21 protein-coding genes are annotated in these 23,680 nt (G+C 64.8%); 10 read left to right on the plus strand and 11 right to left on the minus strand.

Annotation, left to right across the window (positions count from 1 at the left end; genetic code table 11):
- Positions 1-36: 36 nt before the first annotated feature.
- Positions 37-912 (plus strand): hypothetical protein, encoded by an 876-nt coding sequence (locus tag AXW67_RS21965; RefSeq protein ID WP_063679521.1) that lies wholly within the window; start codon positions 37-39, stop codon positions 910-912.
- Positions 913-1,078: 166 nt separating this feature from the next.
- Here the strand turns inward: AXW67_RS21965 and AXW67_RS21970 are convergent, their stop codons facing one another.
- The gene (locus tag AXW67_RS21970) at positions 1,079-1,966 is read right to left on the minus strand and encodes a branched-chain amino acid aminotransferase (protein WP_063679522.1); all 888 of its coding nucleotides are present in this window, start codon (positions 1,964-1,966) and stop codon (positions 1,079-1,081) included.
- A 169-nt stretch (positions 1,967-2,135) separates the two neighbouring features.
- Here AXW67_RS21970 and AXW67_RS21975 point away from each other — a divergent pair, with 169 nt between their 5' ends.
- From AXW67_RS21975 to AXW67_RS22000, 6 genes are all read left to right on the plus strand, one after another.
- Positions 2,136-3,071 (plus strand): alpha/beta hydrolase, encoded by a 936-nt coding sequence (locus AXW67_RS21975; protein WP_063679523.1) that lies wholly within the window; start codon positions 2,136-2,138, stop codon positions 3,069-3,071.
- 344 nt (positions 3,072-3,415) lie between these two features.
- Entirely contained in the window at positions 3,416-4,717 is a 1,302-nt protein-coding gene (locus AXW67_RS21980; RefSeq protein ID WP_063679524.1) for an O-acetylhomoserine aminocarboxypropyltransferase/cysteine synthase family protein, read from the plus strand.
- Between the two features lie 12 nt (positions 4,718-4,729).
- The gene (gene metA / locus AXW67_RS21985) at positions 4,730-5,731 is read left to right on the plus strand and encodes a homoserine O-succinyltransferase MetA (protein ID WP_063679525.1); all 1,002 of its coding nucleotides are present in this window, start codon (positions 4,730-4,732) and stop codon (positions 5,729-5,731) included.
- A 106-nt stretch (positions 5,732-5,837) separates the two neighbouring features.
- Positions 5,838-6,581, plus strand: a complete 744-nt coding sequence (locus tag AXW67_RS21990) for a polysaccharide deacetylase family protein (protein WP_063679526.1) — start codon at positions 5,838-5,840, stop codon at positions 6,579-6,581.
- Positions 6,582-6,669: 88 nt separating this feature from the next.
- Positions 6,670-7,527 carry a class A beta-lactamase gene (gene bla, locus AXW67_RS21995; RefSeq protein WP_063679527.1) on the plus strand — a complete coding sequence of 286 codons (858 nt, stop codon included), beginning with the start codon at positions 6,670-6,672 and terminating at the stop codon, positions 7,525-7,527.
- Between the two features lie 45 nt (positions 7,528-7,572).
- Complete coding sequence (locus AXW67_RS22000) at positions 7,573-9,183, plus strand: Na+/H+ antiporter (protein WP_145927771.1); 1,611 nt, start codon at positions 7,573-7,575, stop codon at positions 9,181-9,183.
- Positions 9,184-9,319: 136 nt separating this feature from the next.
- Here the strand turns inward: AXW67_RS22000 and AXW67_RS22005 are convergent, their stop codons facing one another.
- The 10 genes from AXW67_RS22005 to AXW67_RS22050 form a co-directional block, all read right to left on the minus strand.
- Positions 9,320-10,129, minus strand: a complete 810-nt coding sequence (locus tag AXW67_RS22005; protein WP_063679528.1) for an N-acetylmuramoyl-L-alanine amidase — start codon at positions 10,127-10,129, stop codon at positions 9,320-9,322.
- Positions 10,130-10,132: 3 nt separating this feature from the next.
- On the minus strand, positions 10,133-11,470 hold the full coding sequence (locus AXW67_RS22010; protein ID WP_063679529.1) for a Rieske 2Fe-2S domain-containing protein: 1,338 nt from the start codon (positions 11,468-11,470) through the stop codon (positions 10,133-10,135).
- Between the two features lie 168 nt (positions 11,471-11,638).
- Positions 11,639-12,196 (minus strand): DsrE family protein, encoded by a 558-nt coding sequence (locus AXW67_RS22015; RefSeq protein WP_145927772.1) that lies wholly within the window; start codon positions 12,194-12,196, stop codon positions 11,639-11,641.
- Positions 12,197-12,269: 73 nt separating this feature from the next.
- Positions 12,270-12,902, minus strand: a complete 633-nt coding sequence (locus AXW67_RS22020) for a hypothetical protein (RefSeq protein WP_027549906.1) — start codon at positions 12,900-12,902, stop codon at positions 12,270-12,272.
- Positions 12,899-13,945 carry a TAXI family TRAP transporter solute-binding subunit gene (locus AXW67_RS22025; protein ID WP_145927780.1) on the minus strand — a complete coding sequence of 349 codons (1,047 nt, stop codon included), beginning with the start codon at positions 13,943-13,945 and terminating at the stop codon, positions 12,899-12,901. Before AXW67_RS22025 ends, AXW67_RS22020 begins: the two co-directional genes overlap by 4 nt.
- Positions 13,946-14,000: 55 nt before the next feature.
- The gene (locus AXW67_RS22030) at positions 14,001-16,214 is read right to left on the minus strand and encodes a hypothetical protein (protein ID WP_245315660.1); all 2,214 of its coding nucleotides are present in this window, start codon (positions 16,212-16,214) and stop codon (positions 14,001-14,003) included.
- Between the two features lie 140 nt (positions 16,215-16,354).
- On the minus strand, positions 16,355-17,251 hold the full coding sequence (locus AXW67_RS22035) for a TauD/TfdA dioxygenase family protein (protein ID WP_063679531.1): 897 nt from the start codon (positions 17,249-17,251) through the stop codon (positions 16,355-16,357).
- A 191-nt stretch (positions 17,252-17,442) separates the two neighbouring features.
- On the minus strand, positions 17,443-18,726 hold the full coding sequence (gene ispG / locus AXW67_RS22040; protein WP_063679532.1) for a flavodoxin-dependent (E)-4-hydroxy-3-methylbut-2-enyl-diphosphate synthase: 1,284 nt from the start codon (positions 18,724-18,726) through the stop codon (positions 17,443-17,445).
- 12 nt (positions 18,727-18,738) lie between these two features.
- Complete coding sequence (locus tag AXW67_RS22045) at positions 18,739-19,692, minus strand: DMT family transporter (RefSeq protein ID WP_027549911.1); 954 nt, start codon at positions 19,690-19,692, stop codon at positions 18,739-18,741.
- Positions 19,693-19,727: 35 nt separating this feature from the next.
- A complete protein-coding gene (locus tag AXW67_RS22050; RefSeq protein ID WP_027549912.1) occupies positions 19,728-20,222 on the minus strand; it encodes a Fur family transcriptional regulator in 495 nt (164 codons plus the stop codon).
- 157 nt (positions 20,223-20,379) lie between these two features.
- On the opposite strand from AXW67_RS22050, the gene AXW67_RS22055 reads away from it, so the two are divergent.
- From AXW67_RS22055 to AXW67_RS22065, 3 genes are read left to right on the plus strand one after another with little or no spacing between them, the layout of a single operon-like run.
- Entirely contained in the window at positions 20,380-20,862 is a 483-nt protein-coding gene (locus AXW67_RS22055; protein WP_063679533.1) for a MarR family winged helix-turn-helix transcriptional regulator, read from the plus strand.
- Positions 20,855-22,018: an HlyD family secretion protein gene (locus tag AXW67_RS22060; protein ID WP_063679534.1), complete on the plus strand. Its 1,164-nt coding sequence runs from the start codon at positions 20,855-20,857 to the stop codon at positions 22,016-22,018. Before AXW67_RS22055 ends, AXW67_RS22060 begins: the two co-directional genes overlap by 8 nt.
- 4 nt (positions 22,019-22,022) lie before the next feature.
- Entirely contained in the window at positions 22,023-23,579 is a 1,557-nt protein-coding gene (locus AXW67_RS22065; RefSeq protein WP_063679535.1) for an MDR family MFS transporter, read from the plus strand.
- The last annotated feature ends 101 nt before the right edge of the window (positions 23,580-23,680 follow it).

Here is a 23,680-nt window from a genome sequence, read left to right on the forward strand (position 1 = left end):
GCAACGAGGCTTACCATTTCCACGGGCAAGACGAGCGTGATCCACACCAAGGTCCGATGCCGCGAGATCACTGAGTCCGACGTCGAGGCGATTGCGGACTTGCTGACGCGCGGCTTTGTCGGCCGCTCGCGCAACTATTGGATCCAGGGCCTGCGCCGGCAGGCCTTCCGCCCTGTGCCGGAGGGCTATCCGCGCTTCGGCTACATGCTCGACGACAACGGCACACCCGTCGGGGTGCTGTTGCTGATCTACACCGCGCGGAAGATCGGCGAGGAGACCGCCATCCAGTGCAATCTCTCGAGCTGGTATGTCGACCCCGCGTATCGCAACTACGCGCCGCTGCTGACCAAGATCGCGCAGCGGCACAAGGACGTGACCTATCTCAACATCAGTCCGGCGGTGTGGACCTGGCCGATCATCGAGACGCAGGGATTCCGTGCCTATTCCGGCGGCATGTTCTTCTCCGTCCCGGCACTGACGCGCCCGCCGCGATGGAGCAAGATCGAGGTCATTTCGCCACACGCCAAGCAGATCGAGGGGCTGTCCGAAGACGAGACCGAACTGTTGAGGCGGCACGCGCGCTACAACTGCCTCAGCGTGGTCTGCCGCACGCCGCAGGGCACCTTCCCGTTCATCCTGCAGGCGGTGCGGATCCGCCGCGGCTTCGTCGCGCCACCGGCGATGCGGCTGATCTACTGCAGGGACACCGCAGAATACGTCGCCTGTGCCGGCCGTATCGGCCGGCTGTTGCTGCGGCTCGGCAAGGTCTCGGTGATCGTCGATTCCAACGGCCCGATTCGCGGCCTCGTCGGCATCTACAGCGACCGGCGCGGCCGCAAATATTTCAAGGGTCCGCACCGGCCGCAGCTCGCCGATCTCACGGACACGGAACTCGTGCTGTACGGTCCGTGAGGCGGGCGGCCAGCACAAGGTGGGCCGCTTGCTCCTCGTTTCTCCGCCGTCATACTGGGCGTCGCCCCAACCTCGTCATTGCGAGCGCAGCGAAGCAATCCAGAGTGTCTCCGCGAAAAGATTCTGGATTGCTTCGCTGCGCTCGCAATGACGGAGTATATGGCACCTACGCCGCCAGCTTCATCGCATGCGCAAAGTCCCAGTAGAGCTTGCGCGCCTTGGTGTAGAACGGGCCCGGCTTCAGCTCGCGGTCATCGATGCGGATGACGGGAGCGACCTTGGCGAAATTGCCCGAGGAGAAGATCTCGTCGGCGGTGACGAAATCGGAATAGCGCAGCGTCTTCTCGACCACGGTGACGCCGTCGGCGCGGAGGAGGCTGATGACGCGCTGCCGCGTGATGCCGTTCAGGAACGTGCCGTTCGGCACCGGCGTATAGACCACGCCGTCCTTCGCCATGAACACGTTCGAATTGCCGAACTCCGCGACGTTGCCGAGCATGTCCAGCATCAGCGCGTTCTGGAAGCCGCGCGAGGCAGCTTCCGCGAGCGCGCGCGAATTGTTCGGATAGAGACAGGCAGCTTTCGCCTCGACCGGAGCGCATTCCGCAGTCGGCCTGCGGAACGGCGACAGCGTGATGGCGTTGCCGACGGGTTTCGGCATCGGCGCCTCGTAGATGCACAGGCACCAATTGGTGGACTCGGGGTCGAACAGCACGCCGCCGCCGCTTCCGTTCTGCGCCCAGTACATCGGACGGATATAGAGCTCGGCATTCGGCGCGAAGCGCGCCAGCCCGTCGCGCGCGAGCGCGAGCCAGGTGTCGGTGTCGACCACCGGCTTCAGGCCGAAATTGATCGCGGATTGATTGGCGCGGGCGACGTGGCGGTCGAGGTCCGGCGCGACGCCCTCGAATGCGCGCGCGCCGTCGAATACGACCGAGCCGAGCCAGGCGCCATGCGTGCGCGGGCCCATGATCGGCACGTTGCCGTCATGCCATGCGCCCTCGAAGAAGGTCCAGCTCGGCGAATATTCGATGGGCTTCTTGATCTCGGCCATGACCGGCCTCCCCTGGCGTGATGCCGCATTCGGCGCCACTATTGTCCCCAATTCCTAAATGATTTGCTGCGGGGAACTGCACCCTCCGCTGGAGGCTAAACAGCGACGCCAACCCGCATCAATTACTGGAACAAACCGGCTATAGTGCGGCTACGTTACGGAGTGCCCCATGCCGCTTGATCCGCTCGCAAAGCGTTTGTTGACCATGATGGCCGCGGCCGCGCCGCAGGCGCGAAGCCGGCCGAGCGTCGAGGCACGGCGGCAGTCGCTGGCGAAGCTGATGCAGTTTGCGCGCGCCGAGGCGCCGGATGTGACGGCCTCCGACGGAACGCTGCCCGGTCCTGCCGGGAGCCTCCCCTATCGCCTCTACACGCCGGCGAGCGCGGGTGAGCGCGCGCCTGGGTTTGTCTTCTTCCATGGCGGCGGGCTGGTCGCCGGAAGCATTTCGACGCACGACCGCATTGCCGCGGCGCTCGCCCATGCCACCGGCTGCCGGCTGGTCTCGATCGACTACCGGCTCGCGCCCGAGCATAAATTCCCTGCCGCCGTTGATGACGCCATCGCCGCGACAGAATGGGTCGCGCGAGAAGCGCCGGTGCTCGGCATCGATGCCGAACGGCTCGTGGTCGGCGGCGATTCCGCGGGCGCCACACTCGCAGCGATCGTGTGCCAGGAGGCGCTGCGGAACGCAGGTCTCTCGATCGTCGCGCAATGCCTGATCTGCCCGGTGCTGGATTTCGAGGAGACCTCGCCTTCGCGCGAGGCCTTTGCCGAGGGACATCTGATCGATCGCGTCACGATCGAAGCCGACCTCGCCGACTATCTTCCCGACGGCATCAACGCCGCCGATCCCCGCATCTCGCCGCTGCGCGCGACGCGGCTCGCCGGACTGCCGACAGCGATCATCCACACCGCCGAGTTCGACCCGATGCGCGACGAAGGCAATGCCTATGCACGCAAGCTGCTCGCCGCGGGCGTTGTGGTCGAACATGTCTGCCATGACGGCATGGTTCACAATTTCCATGCCATGGGCGCGATCCTGCCGCAGGCGCAGCTCGTGCTGTCGCAGATCGGCGAGCAGGTGCGCCGGGCGGTTGGAGGGTAAGGCGCATCTTACCCTCTCCCCTTGTGTGAGACAGGTGAGGGGTCTCTCTTCGCGAACTCACGTCGCCGTATGGATAGATACCCCTCATCCGGCGCTTCGCGCCACCTTCTCCCACAAGGGGAGAAGGGAAAGCAGCGCACCACGCGACGCCAACCCTGCACACAATTCACTAACCCAATTTGTCTCAAATTTTAGCCAATTCGCCAACAACCGTTAGGGTTACTTCATCGATCTCTAGGCGAATTATTGCCCGCTTTACCACCCGCCTCTAACACGAGGACGGCGGCCAACGCACATCGCTTTTCAGGCCAATAAGTGCGGCCCGCCCCACTCGGAGGTGGACGATGCGCAACGAGACGATCGCTATTCACGCCGGCTACGAACCCGAAGCGACCACGCACGCAGTCGCGGTGCCGATCTACCAGACCGCAGCCTATGCCTTCGACAGCGCCGATCATGGCGCAGCGCTCTTCAATCTCGAGGCCGAGGGCTTTCGTTACAGCCGCATCGCCAATCCGACGAGCGCCGTGCTGGAGAAACGCATCAGCCAGCTCGAAGGCGGCGTCGGCGCGCTCGCGGTCGCGACCGGCCAGGCCGCGCTGCATTTCGCTTTCGTCAACGTCGCCGATCACGGCGGCAACATCGTTTCGGTGCCGCAGCTCTATGGCACCACGCACACCCTGCTCTCCCATATCCTTCCACGCCAGGGCATCACCGGCCGCTTCGCCGAGAGCGACAAGCCCGAGGCGATCGAAAAGCTGATCGACGAAAACACCCGCGCGGTGTTCGCCGAGACGATCGGCAATCCCGCCGGCAATGTCTGCGACATCGAGGCCCTCGCCAGAATCGCGCATGCGCATGGCGTGCCGCTGATCGTCGACAATACGGTCGCGACCCCGATCCTGCTCAAGCCGTTCGACTACGGCGCCGACATCGCCGTGCATTCGCTGACCAAGTTTCTGGGCGGTCACGGTACTACGCTGGGCGGCGCCATCGTCGATTCCGGAAACTTCCCGTGGGCCAAGCACGCCGATCGCTTCCCGGCCTACAACAAGCCGGACGCCTCCTATCATGGCCTCGTCTATGCCGAGCGATTCGGCCGGACCGCCTATATCGAGCGCGCGCGCAGCGTCTATCAGCGCACCATGGGCTCGGTGCTGTCGCCGTTTAACGCCTTCCTGCTGCTCCAGGGCATCGAGACCGTGGCGCTGCGCATGGAGCGCCACGTCGCGAATGCGCGCAAGGTCGCCGAATTCCTGCGCGGCGATCCGCGCGTAGCCTGGATCAACTACACCGGCTTCCCGGACAGCCCCTATTACCCGCTGGTCCAGAAATATCTGAACGGCGACGCCTCCTCGCTGTTCACCTTCGGTATCAAGGGCGGCATGGAAGCCGGCAAGACCTTCTACGATGCGCTGAAGCTGATCACGCGCCTCGTCAATATCGGTGACGCCAAGTCGCTGGCCTGCCATCCGGCCTCGACCACGCATCGGCAGATGTCGGCCGAGCAGCAGCGCGCCGCCGGCGTGCTGCCGGAGACGATCCGCCTCTCGATCGGCATCGAGCATTCCGCAGATATCATCGAGGACATCGATCAGGCGCTGGATAAAGCCTGCCCGTCGGCGCGTCTTCAGGCCGCGGAGTAGGCGACGACGCCGATGAGCATCTTGATCGAGAGAGATCAGGGTGTGCCGAGCCCGGCGCTGGTGCCGGCGCAGGAGGATTTCGCGCACGAGCGCGGCGGCGCCGAGCTCACCATCGGGCTGATCAACAACATGCCCGACCCGGCGCTGAAGGCGACCGAGCGGCAGTTCATGAAGCTGCTGCAGGCCGCGGCCGGCCCGCGCCGCATCCGCTTCCATTGCTTTTCGCTGCCCTCGGTCAAGCGCTCGCCGGAAGCGAAGTGGCATGTCGAGAGCGAATATTCCGATCTTTCCGATCTCAAGCGTCAGAGATTCGACGGGCTGATCGTGACCGGCGCCGAGCCGGTTGCGCCCGAGCTCGACCAGGAGCCCTACTGGCGCGATCTCACCGAGCTGATCGACTGGGCCAAGGTCAACACGCGCTCGGCGATCTGGTCGTGCCTCGCCGCGCATGCGGCGGTGCTGCACCTCGATCGCATCGCGCGGCGGCGGCTACCCGCCAAGTGTCACGGCATCTTCAACTGCGAGGCGATCGCGAGCGACCCGCTGACGCGAGCGGCGCCCGCGCCGCTCAAGGTTTCGCATTCGCGTCTCAACGAGGTCGCCGAAAGCGATCTCACCCAGGCCGGCTACCAGGTGCTGACGCGGTCGGCTCAGGCCGGCGTCGACATCTTCGTCCGGCAATATGCCAGCCGCTTCGTGTTCTTCCAGGGCCATCCCGAATATGACGCCCTGTCGCTGCAGCGCGAATACTTGCGCGATATCGGTCGCTACCTCGCGCGCGAGCGCGAGAACTATCCGGCCGTGCCGGTGAGCTATTTCGACGCAGCGACGGAGGAGAAACTCGCGCGCTTCGAGAAGAAAGCGCGGCAGCAGTGCCACCCGGCGCTGGCAAGCGAGTTGCCCGCACTGACTTTGCGCACCGATATTGCAGCCGGAAGCGCCGCGGCGGCGCTGTTCCGGAATTGGCTGAGCTATCTCGCCGCGGATGCGGAGGCCGCGCTGATTGCGCGCTAGGCGAAGACCGCACGTCTTATGTTAGGATTAATCAGGCGTTAACCTTGCCTCGGACGATGGCCAGATGGTTCAGTCGACGAGGTCGGGGCAAACAGGGAATGCGGTCGTGTGGTCGGCGGTCAACGGACGCGTGAGCAATCGGCTGGCCCGGCATTTTCGCGCGGCGCCGCACCGGCTGACGACCCATGCCCCGATGGTGAGCTTCACCTTCGATGACGCGCCCGACAGCGCAGCTAGCCTCGGCGCATCGCTCCTGGAAGATCATGGCGGGCGCGGCACGTTCTACCTCGCCGGCAGCCTGATCGACCGGCCGTCGGACCACTGGCACGCGCTGTCGAACGAAGCCATCGTGCGACTGCACCAGGCCGGACACGAGATCGCGTGCCATACCTTCTCGCACCTGCCCGCGGTCGATCTCGACGAGACCGCCATGGCGCGCGAGATCGAGCAGAATCGCCGCTACTTCATAGGCGTCGATCCCGAGATCAAGCTGGAGAATTTCGCTTACCCCTATGGGCTCGCCTCGGTCTGGCGCAAGCCGCAGCTCGCAAGAAACTTCCGCTCCGCGCGCGGCATTCTTCCCGGCGTCAACCGCGACGTGATCGACCTCCAGTTCCTGCGCGCCTCGCCCCTGATCGATTGCGAGATCGACAAAGGCGGCCTCGATCGCTATTTCGACGCGGCACTCGACAGCGGCGGCTGGCTGATCTTCTACGGCCACGATGTCGTCGACCAGCCGAGCCCCTATGGCTGCTCGCCGCCGCTGCTGCGCCACGCATTGAAGGCGGCGCAGACGCGCGGCATGCCGATCGTGACGATCGCCGAGGCCCTGCGCCGGATCGGCGCCTAGGCAATTTCTTTTGCCTGCCTGAAGCCTTGCCATAGATTCGTCGAGGAGATCGATCAGGCAGGCTCGGCCCCGCCTCAAAGGATTTCCCATGACTCTCGATCGTCGTTCCGTGCTGGCCTCGCTGTGCTGGATGGCCGCAGGCCCCGCGCTTGCCGCAGACGCACCACCTGAGCTCGCAAGCTACGAGCGCGAGAGCGGCGGGCGGATCGGCGTCTATGCCGAAAACCTCGCCACCGGCGCCAAGCTCGCCTGGCGCGCCGACGAGCGCTTTGTCATGTGCTCGACCTTCAAGGCCTCGCTCGCGGCTTGCGTGCTGGCGCGGGTCGATCGCGGCGAGGAGCAGCTCAGCGCCACGATCCCCTACAGCCAGGCCGACCTGCTCGAGTACGCGCCGGTCGCCCGGCAGAATCTCGCAGCCGGCACCATGTCGGTTGCCGACATGTGCAAGGCGATCGTCGAGCTCAGCGACAACACCTGCGCTAATCTATTGCTGGCGCGGGTCGGCGGGCCCGCCGCGCTCACCGCATTCTGGCGCACGATCGGCGACACCACCTCACGGCTCGACCACAACGAGCCCGAGCTCAACCGCTCCCCGCCCGGCGATCCCCATGACACCACCACGCCCGCCGCGATGGCGGGCAATCTGCGCCGGCTGGTGCTGGGCGAAAGCCTGTCACCGGCATCGCGCGGCCAGCTCACCGACTGGATGGTGAACTGCAAAACCGGCGCCAACCGGCTGCGTGACGGGCTGCCCGGGACGTGGAAGATCGGCGACAAGACCGGGAACAACGGCAAGGACGCATCGGGCGACCTCGCGCTTGTCTGGCCGAGCCCAGACAAGCCGCTCGTGATCGCGGCCTACACCCAGGGCGGCACGCCGTCTCCCGCACAGATCGAGGCGGTTTTCGCGCGCACCGGACGGATCGTTGCCGAGCGGCTGGCCTGATCCCAGCGCATTGACCCCGCGGCCGCTTCCGGGCGAAGACAGGCCATGATCGCAGCGCAGTTTCAGACCTTTCTCATCCTGCTCGCCGTGCTGGCGGGCACGGCACTCGCCGCACGCCGTTTCAACATCGCGCCGGCCATTCTCCTGATGCTGGCCGGCGTCGGCCTTGCCTTCGTGCCCGGTATGCCGCCGGTCGAGCTGCCACCGGAACTGGTGCTCTTGATGGTGCTGCCGCCGCTGATCTATTCGGCGAGCGTCGCGATGAGCTGGCGCGAGTTCAAAAAGAATCTTCGCCCGATCGTGCTGCTCGCGGTGGGCGCGGTGATCTTCACCGCGGCAATGGTGGCAACCGCCACCCACTACCTGATCGGCCTGCCATGGACCATCGGCTTCCTGCTCGGCGCCATCGTCGCGCCGCCCGACGTGGTAGCGCCGCTCGCGATCGCGCGCCGGCTGAACATGCCGCGCCGAATCCTGGTCGTGCTCGAGGGTGAAGGGCTCGCCAACGACGCCACCGCACTGATCCTCTATCGCTTCGCGCTCGCCGCGATCATGGTCGGGCATTTTTCGCTGCCGCTCGCGGCCGGCGAGTTTTCTCTCATCGTCGCCGGCGAGATCGCCTTCGGCATCGGTGTCGGCTGGCTCTCCCTGCGTTTCCGCAAGTGGTCCAGAGACCCACAGGTCGAGCTCACGCTGTCGCTGATCACGCCTTATGTCTCCTACTGGCTGCCCGAACACGTCGGCGGCTCCGGCGTGATCGCTACGGTGGCCTGCGGCCTGTATGTGAGCTGGAACGGCCCGCTGCTGATCTCCTCGACGACGCGTCTGCAAGGCATATTCTTCTGGGATCTCATCATCTATCTGATCGAGGGCGTTCTGTTCCTGCTCACCGGCTTCCAGATGCGCGCACTCTATGAGAAGTCGAAGGCATTCCCGCTCGACGAGATCATGATCGCGACCGCCGTGGTCGTTGTGATCGTCGTCATCGCGCGCTTTGCCTGGCTCTTTCCCGCGACCTATCTGCCGCGGATCCTGAGCCGGTCGCTGCGCGCGAGCGATCCGTCGCCACCCTGGCAATGGGCGTTCACCCTCGCCTTCACCGGCGTGCGCGGCGCGGTCTCGCTCGCGGCGGCGCTGGCGCTGCCGTTCACGCTGCCGGGCGGCGAGGCCTTTCCGTTCCGCGATCTGATCCTGTTCGTCGCCTTTGGCGTCATCTTCATCACGCTGGTCGGCATCGGCCTCGGGCTGCCCACGGTGGTGCGATGGCTCGGCATCGCCGATGCCGGACGCAGCGAGCACATCGCCGAGCACGAGGCCGAGATAGCGGCACGGCGCCAGGCGCTCGATGCCGCCCTGCAATCGCTGGACACGCTGACGGCGGAGAAGGAGGTGTCGGAGGAAGTGATGCGGCTCCTGCGCGCGCGCCACGAGATCCGCGTCAATCAGCTCCCGGACTCGCTCGATCCCGCCCACCACGATGTCTCCGCGGCCGGCACCGCACTGACCCGCGAGTTGATCGTCGCCGAGCGCAAGTTCATCCACGACCTCCTGCGCGACGGCCAGATCACCGACGAGACACGCCGCCGGATCGAGCGCGATCTCGACCTGGAGGAGGCGAGCCTGGCGAACAGGGAGTATCGGGGGGCGCCGCTGTAGGCAAGGGCGATGGCGGTGAGGATGACCGACACTGTTACCCCGTCATTGCGAGCGCAGCGATGCAATCCAGACTGCCACCGCGGCAAGTTTCTGGATTGCTTCGCTGCGCTCGCAATGACGATGGTTGAGCCGCCGCCTACCGCTTCTCGCAGAACTCCCCCATCGCCGCTGCCACGGCTGCCGCGATCAGCTCCTGCCGCTCGGGCGAGTTCATCGCCATCTCCTCGTCGCGGTTGATGATGGAGCCGGCCTCGAGCAGCACCGCGGCGCTTCGGGTCTGGGCGAGCACGATGAGGGCGTCATAGCGGTAGACGCCGACGTCCTTGTCGAGCAGTTGGCGGCGATAGCGTCCCATCACCGGCAGGCTGTATTGGCTCGCATATTGCAAACCACGGCTCTTCAGCTCCTTGCCCACAAGTCGGGCGAACGCCAGGCTGGCGGCAAACCTCGGATTGCGCTCCGAGACGAACACTGAATGGCCACTGAAGCGATCGCTGAACCAGCTCCTGGCGCCTTCGAACTCCCACTCTTCGAGCAGCTTGTCCGGCACCGAGTCGTGATGGATCGACAGGACGAGATCGGCATGCGCGGCGTTCGCCGCGGCAACCCGCTTGAACAGGCTCGCTTTCGCCTTGCCATCCGTGACGAGGACCCGGGTCGCGGCAAACCCCTCGGACTTCAATCTCTCACCGATCAGATTCGCCAAATGGAAGTTGAAGCCGAATTCGGTATCGTTGCGCGCGCTGGTCGCACCGAACGACTCCGGCGTATGTCCGACATCCAGGATGATCCGGAATTTGCGCGGCTCGCATTTCTCCGGCGCTGGCGCCTTTGGCCTGGCTTTGGTGACCTTCCGCGCATGCGCGGCGTAGCCGCGGTCGGTCGGCGAGAACACCAGCGCGACGAGCAGAACGACGATGGCTGCGACGATGCCCCGCAACGACAAGTCCTACTCCGCCGCTGCTATCCGCGGCCGGCCGACGAAACCCGCGATATCGCCAAAGCGTTCCAGCATCACCGCAGGCAGGTCCTTGGCCTTGCTGGTGACGCAGGCGCCGGACCGCACCGCGTAGCGATCCTGATGCGCGACCTGCGGCGGCGCCTCGCCCTGCTGCAGCGCGCGCGCCAGATCCATCACGGTCTTGCGGAAATGCATGATGCCGAGATCGGTCGGGCCGAGATGCTCGCGCGTGCGATCGGCGATCGGGCCCTGGCTGTCCTGCACGGCGGCGTCCTGCTCGGACACGCCCTTGATGCCGGTGTAGCTTTTGGTCTTCTGGAGCCTGCGGTCGATCAGATAGTCGTTGCCCTTGTGACGCAGCGGCACGTAATTGTCGTCGACCTCCGCAATCACGCCATTGCCCCGGTCATAGGCCTCGCGTTCGGCTTGCGTCAGCGGCCGCTCCGGATTCCAGGCATAGGTGTAGATCCAGCAATTGGTATCTGTCACCGGCACGAAGGTCTGGCCAAAGATGTTTTCGCCCGGCATCGCGCTCGGCGCGTAGGCGTGGAACGGCATCAAGAACTGCGCGATGCGCCAGTAGATATTGTCGCCGCCGGTGAGCCGACCGCCGGCAATCGTCAACCCGGCATCGTGCGGACTGACCTTTATCACCGGGCGCGGATCCTCTGCGATCCAGCGCATGTGGTCGGTGTTCATGCGCACAAGTGGATTCACAAAGTGCTTCTTGATGTCCAAGATCTCGTCCTCCTCCTTGTCGAAGGAGAGATGCGCGAAGGTGAAATGCGCGGTGTCGATCGAACCCTCCAGCGCCTGCACCCAGTTGCAGTCCTGCCATTTCTTGCTGACGTAGCGGTGGGAGGCCGGCAGCAGCGCCATTTCGAGGTCAGGCAGCTCGGACATGACCTCCAAGGGACCCATATAGGCCCAGATCATCTCACCCCATTCGCGCACCGGATAGGATTTGATGCGGATGAGGTCCTTGGCGCTGAGATCGGGATAGGAGGTCGGCATGTCGACGCAGCGACCGTCCGTGTCGAACTTCCAGCCGTGATAGACGCAGCGGATGCCGCATTCCTCGTTGCGCCCGAGCCAGAGATTGGCGCCGCGATGCGGGCAGTACTGGTCGATGACGCCGACGACGCCGCGCGAGTCACGGAAGGCGAGCAGCTCCTCGCCGAGAACGATGATCTTTTTCGGCTCGCCGTCGGGCTCGGGGAGCTCCTCGGACAGCAGGACGGGAATCCAGAAGCGTCGCAAGAGTTCGCCCATGCCCGTTCCGGCACCCGACTCGGTCAGGAATGTGTTGTCCTCGGCGCGGAGCATAGCGAATCCTCCGGGATTGTTTTTGATTTTCCCGGAGCTTGGCGTAGCGGATGCGAGACGTCAATGGATTGCCGGCGCGGCCCGCCGCCCGCCTGACCCGGATTTGTGCGCGATTTCTGCGCCAACCGCACTCGCTCAAGAGGGTTCAGAGCAAGCCAATCCTCCAGCTCACGGCTTCACGTAGGTCCATCCCTTTTCCTGCAGCTCGATCACGCGCACGACGCCCGATTTCACGACCTCGGCCTGCTTGATGATCGGTATGGGCTTGTTCTCGGCTTTCTGCATCTTCTCCTGGGTGTTGCCGCAGGCCTTGAACGACACTTCGGGCGCGCTGAGGGCCATCTCCTCGATGCGAGCCTTCACCGGCGAGGTATCGTCGCGGAGCATGTGCAGGCCCGGGCCGAACGTGACCACCTCGATCTTCACCTTTTCGCCAAGGCCTTTGTAGTATTCGGCCACGTTCGTCGCGTTGTTGAGCGAGAGATTCATGGCGGCAGGATCGTTGGTGTTCACCTGCAGGATCAGACGATGCTCCTTCTCCTTCGGCGCCGCCGGACTGTGCATGCGCGCAAATGCAGCACGCTTGCGTATCTCGGCCGCGGCTCGCGGCTTTTCGGCTTTCCGAACCTCGCCCGCCCGGTAAGTCGCGGGCTGCTCGTTCGCCGTCCAGTATTTATGCTGCGCCACCGTGCATGACGTGGACGCCAGAAAAGCGACGGCACCCATCGCAATCAATTTCGTAACAGATCCAAAACTACACATTGCACTTCTCCATTCCTGAAAAATAAGAACACCATTCTCAATTGCCCGGCCTTGCGACAGCGAGCGGCCATTTGCAGATCGCGGCCATCCTCGCGCGCATCGCATCCAGCCCCGCGAGGGAGAACCTTGCGTCATGGGCGGCCCCGGTGCGGGGCGCGAGGTGGACAGCAAGGTCCGCGTTGTCCGGAAGCGACTGCAACAAGCGGACAACATCGCCTGCGACTGCCACGCCGGAGCCTAATGCCGGCACGGCTGCCGCAACCTGCACCGGCTGACCGTCGTTGACGCGATAGGAAATCACATAGTCGTCGCCCCGGCCGGAGATGCCGGGCGCCGTGAGAGACAGTTCGGTCCGCCCGCCGCGACACCGGATCGACAGCTTCATGGATGATTCGACCGAACCGGCGCGCGGTGATGTCGTCGCGGTCGCGATCGGCGAATAGTCGACGGGAGACGTCGTCTGGCTGATCGTCCAATTATCCGCTCTCGACGCTTCGCGACGGGACGGCGCGGCCGCCTGCGACAGTTTGTCGAGGCACTCCAGACGCGCCTCGCGTTCCAACTGGGAACAGGCACGAAGCTGTGCCATCGGATCTTCCGTCCCTTGCGCCAGGGCAATGCCGTTGATGGCGGCGATTGCAACGAGGAGCGGGGCGGCGAGCCTGGTCATTGCGATGCCTGTGTCGTGCGCGGCTGGCGATCGATCCACGCCTGCGCGGCAGGAAAGCGCGTGAGACCGGGCACCGTCGCGCCGAGGTTGATCGACTTCCACTTCGCATCGAAGCCCGGCCCCTGCAGCTTGTCGATACGCGAGAACAGATGATCGACGAAGCGTGCAACCCGGTCGAAACGATTCGTGTTGGCCGGCCAATTGAAGGCAACGAGAGCGGTCGGCACGGCTATCGTCACCACGCGATCACCTTGTTTGATCAGATTTGGGTAATCGGCCGCATCGAGAGCTGCGGGAAGATAATAGTCCTCGAACTTGCTCTCATACGGCACGGGCAGGAACTTGAAGCCCGGTTCGAAGCGGCCTTTCACAAACGCGTCGACCGGCTTCGAGGTAATGAAGACGACGGCCGCCATCTCGCCTTTGCGCATCTGCTCGAGTGCGATCTGGTGCGGAATGAACGTCTTCTCGACATCGATGCCGAGGCGACTGAAGATCAGCGGTCCTGAATAGGCCGCGGCCGTACCCTGGCTGTTGAAGTTCACCTTCTTGCCGGCGAGGTCACTCAGACTCTGAATCTCCGGCCGGACGAAGATATGCAGTTCAGACGGGAACAAATTCAACACATAGGCAATCCGTTGCTGGATGTCCGGCACCTGGCTCTTGTATTCCTCGAGCGCGTCGGAATTGATGATCGCCGCGTCGATGCCGCGCAAATACAGCAGCGAGTTCAGATTTTCCGTGGCCCCCCGCGTCACCACCGGCAGAACGTGCAGATTGTCGCCATCATCGACCACGCGGGCAATCTCCGCGGCCAGGCGGATCGGCGCGCCCTCGAGAAGACCGCCGGCGAGGCCCACGGTCCAGGCGTTCATTGCCTGTATTTCGGGCTTGATCCGGGGTGGTTCAGCCCGGATCTGGCGAGCCTTGTGAGACTGAACGTGCTGCGGCCGCGCATCCGCTGGGGACGGCTGAAAGGCCAGGAGCAACGGCACCAGGGCCGCAAGCAACAACAGCGGACGCAATCCGATAGACCTTTTCATCGACCAGCTCCTTTGCATAACACCCCTTCGGTGCGTTCGTCCTTGCCGCGAGGATCTATCGACGCAGCGCATCGAATCGCGCCTTTGCCTCCTTGATTCCCCCGGCCTCTGCCTTGGCGTAGAGATCGCGAGCCTTGGTCGCATCGCCGCGCGTTCCGTACGTTCCCCAGGTGGAGAGGATCCGCGGATCGTAGGTCTCAGCGAGCGCGAAACTTGCCTGGGCACTGCCCATCTCGGCGACGCGTTCCAGCACGATCCGCGCACCACCGATGTCTCCGCGCTCAACCAGCAAGCGTGCCCGCGCGATCAGTCTCGCCTCTTGCGCACCGTCGTTAAGATGGACCTCGGCGTTAGCCGGAGTACGCGCCACCGTGGCCTGGCTCTCGGTTGGTCGCACCGGCGCGCGCGCCGGCGCCTCCGGCGCGGCGCGGCCAGTGGCGCCCGCGGTGACCGCCTGAGGCGCAGCGGACGGCACTTTCGCGGCGTGCGCACCGATGTCGCGGCGCGCCGATGCGAGATCCTTCTCCAGTTGCTCGGCCCTGCCACGCTCCCGCTGCAGCAGGCTACGTTGCTCGGTCGCAGCCTGCTCCGCGGCCTGCTTCATCGCGGCGACTTGCGCACTCGCTTCGGCGGCCTGCGCATCGCGTTCGCGGCTCTTTATTGCAAGATCACGAGCCAGTTGCCCAGCGCGCTGCTGCTCTCGTTGGAGTGATTGCCGCAATTCAGCGGTATCGCCTGCCTCCGACTTTTTCTGCTGGGCTGCTTCGTCATTGGCCTTGGCCGCCTGAGCCTCGTACGCGTAGATTTTGGTGCGCGCCATCGAGAGATCCTGTGCCAATGCATCGGCTCTCTCGTGCTCCTTCTGCATCGATCGGCGCAGTTCCACGGCGCCGGCTTCCGTCGTCAGCTTCAGCCTGGCGAGTTCGTCGCCTGTCTTCGCCGTCAGCGCGGCCTGCGTTTCCACGTCACGACGGGACGCCGCAATATCTTGCTCCAGTCGCGCAGCTCGCTCGTGCTCCTGCTCCAGCGACTTCTGCAGGTCCGCCGCGCCGCTTTGCGAAGCCTGCTTCAGCTTCGCAGCTTCATCGCTTGCCTCGGTCGCCAGCGCGGCCTGCTTTTCCACGTCACGACGAGCCGTCGCAAGGTCCCGCTCCAACTGCGCGGCCCGCGCCTGCTCCTGCTCCAGCGACTTCTTCAAATCCGCCGCGCCGCTCTGCGAAGCCTGCTTCAGCTTCGCAGCTTCATCGCTTGCCTCGGCCGCCAATGCGGCCTGCTTTTCCACGTCACGACGGGCCGTCGCAAGGCCCTGCTCCAACTGCGCGGCCCGCGCCTGCTCCTGCTCCAGCGACTTCTTCAAGTCCGCCGCGCCGCTCTGCGAAGCCTGCTTCAGCTTCGCGGCTTCATCGCTTGCCTTGGTCGCCAGCGCGGCTTGCGCTTCCACGTCGCGACGGGAGGCCGCAAGGTCCTGCTCCAGCCGCGCGGCCCGCGCCTGCTCCTGCTCCAGCGACTTCTGCAGGTCCGCCGCGCCGCCTTGCGGGGCCCGCTTCAGCTTCGCCGCTTCATCGCTTGCCTCGGCCGCCAATGCGGCCTGCTTTTCCACGTCGCGACGGGAGGCCGCAAGGTCCTGCTCCAATCGCGCAGCTCGCTCGCGCTCCTGCTCCAGCGACTTCTGCAAATCCGCCGCGCCGCTTTGCGGGGCCTGCTTCAGCTTCGCCGCTTCATCGTTTGCCTTGACCGCCAGTGCGGCCAGCGTTTCCACATCATGACGAGCCGCCGCAAGATCGCGCTCCAACCGTGCGGCCCGCGCGTGCTCCTGTTCCAGCGACTTCTGCAAGACCTTCTCGACCTGAACCCGCTCCTCGCGCTCCTTCTTCAGCAAGTCCTGCAGCGATTCGAGATCTCGCCGCGTTGTCGCGGGCTCGCTGGCAAGGATCTCCGGCGTTTGCTCTTGATCTCCGGCCTGACGCGCCTCGCCCGCATCGCCCGGCTTTGCCTGTCCGGGTTGCTGGGAATCGCCTGCGATGCCATTGGACTGCGCGTGCGCGCTGCCTGACCCCGGCGGGTTCGAAACACACATCGCCACGAGGGCGGCGGCAAACCATAGGGGAGCCGCCGGACGCCTCATCGTCCTCGGCGGAAGTGGCACGTGATCCGATTTGACGCGCGAGCCGGCACTTTCACAAGTCGAGTTCCCGTCATCATTGCGAATGACGATGCTCTCATGTCTCGCCGCGTCCACTATCACCTGTCGCATGGTGATATGGCCCATTCTGATGCAGCATCATAGGGCTCAGCGGATCGCGGATTCTATAACTCGCATGGGCGACCCCTGACCTAGCCCTTTCGGGCTAGGCTGCGAGCACCGATCTCAACCGAGATCAGCGCGGCAGCGCATGGCAGCGGCTGCGCTCACGCCGGCCGCTCACCCTTCACCGTTACGCGCGTGCCCGAGCGCGTGTGCGGCCAGTAATCCCACATCGCGCGATGCTGGGTGCAGCGGTTGTCCCAGAAGGCGATGGCGTTCTCGGTCCAGCGGAAGCGGCACTGGAACAGCGGGTTTTCGGCGTGCTGGTAGAGATAGGCGAGCATCGCGTCGCTCTCGTCGCGGGGGATGCCGTTGATGTGGCGGGTGAAGCCGCGATTGACGTAGAGCGCCTTCTTGCCCGTGACGGGATGCGTGCGCACCACGGGATGCTCCGCGTGCGGATAGGAAGGACGGTCGGTGACGCCGTAATTGGCATAGAGCCCGCGATAGATCGGCTCGCCGTCATGCAGTGCGGTCAGGCCGTCGAGGTAGGTCTTCATGCGATCCGACAATGCGTCATAGGCCGCGTACATGTTGGCGAACAGCGTGTCGCCGCCCCGCGGCGGGCATTGCCTGATGTAGAGGATCGAACCCATCGGGGGCTCGAGATCGCAGGACACGTCGGAGTGCCAGCCTTCGCCATTGGCGCGCGGCGAGTTCTGGTCGGCGTAGATCTTCATCAGCGCCGGATCTTCGTCCTCGTGGGGCGCAGCGGGATGGAAATGCAGTTCGCCGAACTTGCGGCCGAAGGCGAGATGCTGCTGCGGCGTGATCTGCTGGTCGCGGAAGAAGATGACGAGGTTCTCCGCGAGCGCGCGATGGATCTCGTCCATCTGCCGGTTGGAGCGCGCACCGTCCGAGACGAGCTTGCCGATGTCGACACCGGTGATTTCGGCCCCGATGATGGGCGTGAGCTTTTCGACGGCGATCGTTTCATACGGTGCGCCGGCGTCGGCCGTGTGGCGATAGCGCGGACCCTGCTTGCCGGCGAGTGAGCTCATGGCGTGTCTCCCGATCGTCTTGATTGGGGACATCGTAGCCCGGGCGGAGCGCAGCGCAATCCCGGAACAGTCGTCCCGCCTCAGGCGAGGTGGCCGGATTTCGCTGCGCTCCATCCGGGCTAGAGCCGGTCGTCTCGCACGGGCCCAACGCGCAAAAAGNNNCCGCGACTCCTAACTGTTCGAGCGACGCTTTACTCCGCCGCGGGCGCCGGCACCTTTGCGCCCTGCCCGTAGCGCTGGTCGATGTAGTCGATCACCAGCGCCTTGAAGTCGGCGGAGATCGTCGGGCCGCGCAGCGTGCGGAACTTCTTGCCGTCGACGAACACCGGCGCGGCCGGCGCTTCACCGGTGCCGGGGAGCGAGATGCCGATATTGGCGTGCTTGGATTCGCCGGGGCCGTTGACGATGCAGCCCATCACCGCGACGTTGAGCTCTTCCACGCCCGGATATTTGGTCTTCCAGGTCGGCATCTCGTCGCGGATGAAATCCTGGATCGAGCGGGCCAGTTCCTGGAACGTGGTCGAGGTGGTGCGGCCGCAGCCCGGGCAGGCCGCAACCAGCGGCACGAAGGTGCGGAAGCCCATGGTCTGCAGCAGTTCCTGGCCGACCTGCACCTCGCGGGTGCGGTCGCCGCCGGGCTCCGGCGTCAGCGAAATGCGGATGGTGTCGCCGATGCCCTGCTGAAGCAGGATGCCGAGCGCCGCGGACGAGGCAACGATGCCCTTCGAGCCCATGCCGGCCTCGGTGAGGCCGAGATGAATCGCGTAGTCGGAACGGCTGGCGAGATCCTGATAAACCGCGATCAGATCCTGCACCGCCGAGACTTTTGCGGAGAGGATGATGCGATCCTTGGGCATGCCAAGCTCCTCGGCGCGCGCCGCCGAGAGCAGCGCCGACTGCACCATGGCCTCGCGCGTCACCGCGCGCACGTCGCGCGGATTGGCGGAGGCCGCGTTCTCGTCCATCAGCTTGGTCAGCAGTTCCTGGTCGAGCGAACCCCAATTGGCGCCGATGCGCACGGGCTTGCTGTTCTTGTTGGCGATCTCGATGATGTCGGCGAACTGCGTATCGCGCTTGTCCTTGAAGCCGACATTGCCGGGATTGATGCGATACTTGGCGAGCGCTTCGGCGCAGGCCGGATAGGCCGCGAGCAGCTTGTGGCCGATATAATGGAAGTCGCCGATCAGCGGCGTGGTGATGCCGCGCTTGAGCAGGCCGTCGCGGATATGCGGAACGGCGGCGGCGGCCTCCTCGCGGTCCACCGTGATGCGGACCATTTCGGAGCCGGCGCGCGCGAGCGCTGCGACCTGGGCGATGGTGCCGTCGATATCGGCGGTGTCGGTGTTGGTCATCGACTGCACGACGATCGGCGCGCCGCCGCCGACGGCGACGTTGCCGACCTTGACCTGGGTGGTCCGGTGCCGTGGCGCGGGGCCCGCGATGTCGGAATCGATGGTGTTTTCGAGCTTGTTCATGGGGTCCAAATATCAGGTTTTGGTGACGTTCAGCAATGCATCGCGCGGCGCCGCAGCCTGTTGGCTGGGACGGTTAACCAGAAAAAGCCCAGCAATTACAAGGAGGGCGGCCGCCCCGAAAGCCAGGCTCAGGCTGTCATGCATGATGAAATAACTACCCACCACGCCAAACAAAGGGGTGATGAAGGTAAAAGCCGACAATTTGCTGGCCGAATAGGCCTTCACCAGCGCGAACCAAAGCGTGAACGTGGTTCCGACCACCCAGATCGCCTGGAACGCGAGCAGCGCCAGGGACAGCGGCGCCGGCGTGTGGGTGATCGATTCGCCAAACAGCCAGGCCGCCCCACCCAGAATCGGGATCGAGGTCGCGACCTGATAGCTCAGCACCCTCTCGGGCGCCGCAAAGCGGAGCCGCGTTGCCTTGGCGACCAGCGTGGTGGCCGCCCACAGCGCGGCGCCGCCGACGATCATGAGGTCGCCGAGCAGAACCTTGGTATCGACATCCGGCTGCGGCACGCCGATCGCGAGCGCGACGCCGGCAAAGCTCACGGCGAGCCCGAGCCATTGCGATCCGCCAAGCCGCTCGCGGAGCACCTGATAGGAACCGAGCGCGACGAAGAACGGCGCGGTGTAGAGGAACACCACCGCACGGGATGCGGAGGTGAAGCGGATACCCTGGTAGATCAGCACGAACTCGACGCCGAACATCAGGCCGGCCACAAGGCCGGGCTTCCACGTTCCGTCGCGCTCGAAGAATTTGACGCCGCGAAGCGTGCCGATGATGAACAGCACCGGCAGCGCGCCGATCGAGCGGATCGTCGCCTGGAGCATCGGCGGAATGTCCGGCAACACCAGCTTCACCGCGATCTGGTTGAACCCCCAGGTCAGGCACAGCATGAGCATCAGGGCGATGGCACCGGCACTGAGAGGGCGCTCGGCGGACGGTGTGGCTGGTGGTGAGGACATGGTTCCCGAAAAGCCGACTTGGCGCCGTTGTTGTTTTAAGAAGTCTTCTGACAATGGGCGCAGGTGCCCGTGATCTCGACCACGGACAGTTTGGGTGCAAAGCCCGAGGCACGCGCCGCAGAACTGAGGTCTTGCGCAAAGGACGCCGACGGAATCTCGCCGACGAGGCCGCAGCGCTCGCAGATCAGGAACGCCACCGCCGAGGTCGCGTCATGGTCGTGGGCGGCACAGGCGAGATAGGCGTTGCGGCTCTCGATCCGGTGCACGAGGCCGTTGGCCATCAGGAAATCGAGAGCGCGATAGACCGTGATCGGCGCCGGCCGCGGCATCGACTTGGCAAGTTCGTCGATGACCTCGTAGGCCCCGAGCGGGCGATGGCTGGAGAGCAGCGCCGCCAGCACCTGCCGCCGGATCGGCGTGAATTTCTGCGCGCGCTGCTCGCAGACCTCCTCGGCATGCGCCAGCGCGTCCGCGGTGCAGCGGCCGTGATCGTGGTCAGGCGCGGGAAAGGCCGGCTTTGCGAGGGTCATGCGCCGAGCATTTTAGCATTTTGGTCCGGGAACCCAAAGCGCGGGCCGGCAAACGGCGGTCAGCCATGCTTTTGCGGCGGGACAGCATTCCGCCAATCCGCCATGAAATAATCATAAGCTTGCTTATTATATCCCAAGCTTATTGGAGACAAAGCTTATGAGCCGCGGGTCCGTGGACCAGAACTTCCTTTTCACGCTCGGTGAACTCTACCGCCTGCTGCGCGTCTATGCCGACAAGGAGGCCTCGCGCTTCGGCATCACCCGCGCGCAATGGGCGGTGCTGGCCAAGGTCGAGCGCAGCGAGGGCATGAAGCAGTCGGAGCTCGCCGACCTGCTCGAGATACAGCCGATCACGCTGACGCGCCTGATCGACAAGCTCTGCGACAACGACTGGATCGAACGCCGCAACGACGCCTCGGACCGTCGGGTCAAGCGCCTGTATCTCAAGAAAGCGGGGCGGCAACTGCTCGGCCGGATGAGCGGCCTCAAGTCCGAGCTCACGGCGAACGCGCTCGACGGCATCAACCCGACGGACGCCCACCGTCTCCTCACCCAACTGGAAACAATCAAGGAAAACGTGCGGAACGCGACCCAGAATAGCGGAGCGGAACAAGCGCGTAAGGAGCAGCGCTATGGCTGATCAGGTTCTCAAGTTCCCGCCCGAGCAGAAAATCGACAGCGGCAAGCCCACCAAGAAAGCCGGCACCGAGCCGCGCCGCCGCCTGATGGCCGCCCTGCGGCGCTACCGCCGCTTCCTGCTCATGGTCGTGCTGCCGATCGTCGCCGCCATCGGCGGCATCACCTTCTATCTGAACGGCGGCCGCTATGTCGGCACCGACGACGCCTATGTCGGCGCCCAGAAGGTGCTGGTGACGCCCGACATCTCCGGCAAGATCGAGAAGGTCGTCGTCAAGGAGGGCCAGCTCGTCAAGCAGGGCGACGTGCTGTTCGAAATCGACCCCGTGCCGTTCCGCCTGGCGGTCGACGAGGACAAGGCGCAGCTCGCGCAAGCGCAGACGACCTATGACAATCTCCGCGCCAACATCAAGATCTACGGCGACATGCTCAATCTCGCCCAGCAGGGCGTCGATCTGAAGCAACGCGACGTCGAGCGCAAGCAGGCGCTGGTCAAGAACAGCTACGGCTCGCAGCTCGACCTCGACAACGCGGCGAACGCGCTGGTCACGTCCGGCTCCATCGCGCAATATGTCAGGCAGCAGATCTCGACGGCCAAGACCCAACTGCTCGGCGATCCCGACCTGCCGCTGGAAAAATTCCCGCCCTATGCGCAGGCGAAGGCCAAGCTCGACAACGCCGAGCGCAATCTCGACCACGCCGTGGTGCGCGCGCCGATGAGCGGCGTGGCGACGCAGGTCGAGCAGATCCAGCTCGGCCGCTTCGTTGCCGCCGGCTCGCCGGTGTTCTCGATCATCGACGTGGCCCATCCCTGGGTCGACGCCAATCCGAAGGAGAGCGACCTCACTCATGTCGCAGTCGGCCAGCCCGTCACGCTCGAGGTCGACGCGTTCCCGAACCACGTCTTCAAGGGCAAGATCGGTTCGCTCGCGCCCGGCACCGGCGCGCAGTTCGCGATCCTGCCGCCGCAGAACGCCACAGGCAATTTCGTCAAGGTGGTGCAGCGCGTGCCGGTCCGCATCTATTTCGACGAGGACGACAAATACGTGAAGAAGCTGAAGGCCGGCATGAGCGTCTATGCCACCATCGACACCGGCCACCAGCGCTCGCTCGCCGGCCTGCTCGGATTGTCGGCCACCGCGAACCAGGACAAGGACTAACCTCATGTCCGGTCCCGCGGCCAATCTGATGGTCCCCGGCCTGCGCCGGAACATGGTGACGATCTGCGCCATGACCGCGACCATCATGCAGGCGCTGGACACCACCATCGCCAACGTCGCCCTGCCCTACATGCAGGGCACGCTGTCGGCCTCGCAGGACCAGATCAACTGGGTGCTGACCTCCTACATCGTCGCCGCCGCGATCATGACGGCGCCGGTGGCGTGGATCGCCAATCGCTACGGCCGCAAGCGCATCTTCATCATCTGCTCGGCCGGCTTCACGATCGCTTCGGTGCTGTGCGGACTCGCACAGGACATCAACCAGATGGTGCTGTTCCGCCTGCTCCAGGGCGTGTTCGGCGCCGCGTTGGTGCCGCTGTCGCAGTCGGTGATGCTCGACTATTACACACTCCAGGAACGCGCCAAGGCGATGTCGATCTGGGGCATGGGCGTGATGATGGGGCCGATCATGGGCCCCTCGCTCGGCGCCTGGCTGACCGAGACCTATTCCTGGCACTGGGTGTTCTTCGTCAATCTGCCGTTCGGCGCGATCACCGTGCTCGGGCTGATCGTCTTCATGGATGAGACGAAGAAGGACCTGACGCTCAGATTCGACTGGCTCGGATTCACTGCGCTGGCGATCGCGATCGGCTCGCTCCAGCTCGCGCTCGACCGTGGCGAGCAGCTCGGCTGGCTCGAATCCAACGAGATCATCGCCGAATTCATCGTCTCGGCCGTCGCCTTCTACTTCTTCCTCGCGCACTCCTTCACGACGTCGACGCCGTTCATCCGTTTCGCGCTCTTCAAGGATCGCAATTTCGTCACCGGCTGCATCTTCATGATCGTGATGGGCCTCGTGCTGTTCTCGACCATGGCACTGGCCTCGCCCTACCTGCAGAACGTGATCGGCTATCCCATCATCACCGCCGGCCTGCTGCTGGCGAGCCGCGGCTTCGGCACCTTCTTCGCCATGATGCTGGTCGGCCGCATGATGCGCTATTTCGAAGCGCGCACCCTGATCATCTCCGGCCTGACGCTGACCGCGGGCTCGTTGTTCTGGATGACCGGCTGGACCGACCAGACCCAGGTGCCGGAGATCGTCACCGTCAGCATCATCCAGGGATTTGGCTTCGGCCTCGTCTTCGTGCCGCTCTCGACCGTGGCTTTCCTGACGCTGCCGAACAATTTGCGCACCGACGGCACCGCGATGCTGACGCTGCTCCGCAACGTCGCGAGCTCCGTCGGCATTTCCGTCGTCATCGCGGAGCTGACGCAGGGCACGCGAAAGACCTATGCGACCCTGTCCGAGTACATCAACCCGTTCAACCATGCGCTGCAGATGCCGGACGTCAGCCGCATGATCGACCTCTCCACCGACGCCGGCCGCGCCATGGCGGACAGGCTCGTCGGCGTGCAGGCGCAGATCATCGCGTTCGCGCACGACTACCAGCTCGTGATGATCTTCATCCTCTGCACCATCCCGCTCGCGCTGATGATCGGCTCCACCAAGGCCGCCCTGCGCAAGCAGGCCGCGGGGCCGGAACATGCGGTGATGGAGTAGGTTCGACTTCTGGCGTGCCCCGCGCAGCGCAGCACGCGGTGACGCGCTGCCGAGCCGGGGCCCATGCCCTTTATGGAAAGATGGGTCCCGGTTCTGCGGCG

Source organism: Bradyrhizobium neotropicale, from assembly GCF_001641695.1.
Taxonomy (GTDB): Bacteria; Pseudomonadota; Alphaproteobacteria; order Rhizobiales; family Xanthobacteraceae; genus Bradyrhizobium; species Bradyrhizobium neotropicale.

Coding starts and splice junctions, on each gene's coding strand:
- AXW67_RS22000 (WP_145927771.1), top strand. CDS start 7,573: ATGATCGCAGCGCAGTTTCAGACCTTTCTCATCCTGCTCGCCGTGCTG.
- ispG (WP_063679532.1), bottom strand. CDS start 18,726: ATGAACAAGCTCGAAAACACCATCGATTCCGACATCGCGGGCCCCGCG.
- AXW67_RS22020 (WP_027549906.1), bottom strand. CDS start 12,902: ATGACCAGGCTCGCCGCCCCGCTCCTCGTTGCAATCGCCGCCATCAAC.
- AXW67_RS22010 (WP_063679529.1), bottom strand. CDS start 11,470: ATGCTCCGCGCCGAGGACAACACATTCCTGACCGAGTCGGGTGCCGGA.
- AXW67_RS21975 (WP_063679523.1), top strand. CDS start 2,136: ATGCCGCTTGATCCGCTCGCAAAGCGTTTGTTGACCATGATGGCCGCG.
- AXW67_RS22045 (WP_027549911.1), bottom strand. CDS start 19,692: ATGTCCTCACCACCAGCCACACCGTCCGCCGAGCGCCCTCTCAGTGCC.
- AXW67_RS21970 (WP_063679522.1), bottom strand. CDS start 1,966: ATGGCCGAGATCAAGAAGCCCATCGAATATTCGCCGAGCTGGACCTTC.
- AXW67_RS22060 (WP_063679534.1), top strand. CDS start 20,855: ATGGCTGATCAGGTTCTCAAGTTCCCGCCCGAGCAGAAAATCGACAGC.
- AXW67_RS22035 (WP_063679531.1), bottom strand. CDS start 17,251: ATGAGCTCACTCGCCGGCAAGCAGGGTCCGCGCTATCGCCACACGGCC.
- AXW67_RS22050 (WP_027549912.1), bottom strand. CDS start 20,222: ATGACCCTCGCAAAGCCGGCCTTTCCCGCGCCTGACCACGATCACGGC.
- AXW67_RS22015 (WP_145927772.1), bottom strand. CDS start 12,196: ATGGGTGCCGTCGCTTTTCTGGCGTCCACGTCATGCACGGTGGCGCAG.
- AXW67_RS22025 (WP_145927780.1), bottom strand. CDS start 13,945: ATGAAAAGGTCTATCGGATTGCGTCCGCTGTTGTTGCTTGCGGCCCTG.
- AXW67_RS22030 (WP_245315660.1), bottom strand. CDS start 16,214: ATGGGCCATATCACCATGCGACAGGTGATAGTGGACGCGGCGAGACAT.
- metA (WP_063679525.1), top strand. CDS start 4,730: ATGAGCATCTTGATCGAGAGAGATCAGGGTGTGCCGAGCCCGGCGCTG.
- AXW67_RS22065 (WP_063679535.1), top strand. CDS start 22,023: ATGTCCGGTCCCGCGGCCAATCTGATGGTCCCCGGCCTGCGCCGGAAC.
- bla (WP_063679527.1), top strand. CDS start 6,670: ATGACTCTCGATCGTCGTTCCGTGCTGGCCTCGCTGTGCTGGATGGCC.
- AXW67_RS22055 (WP_063679533.1), top strand. CDS start 20,380: ATGAGCCGCGGGTCCGTGGACCAGAACTTCCTTTTCACGCTCGGTGAA.
- AXW67_RS21980 (WP_063679524.1), top strand. CDS start 3,416: ATGCGCAACGAGACGATCGCTATTCACGCCGGCTACGAACCCGAAGCG.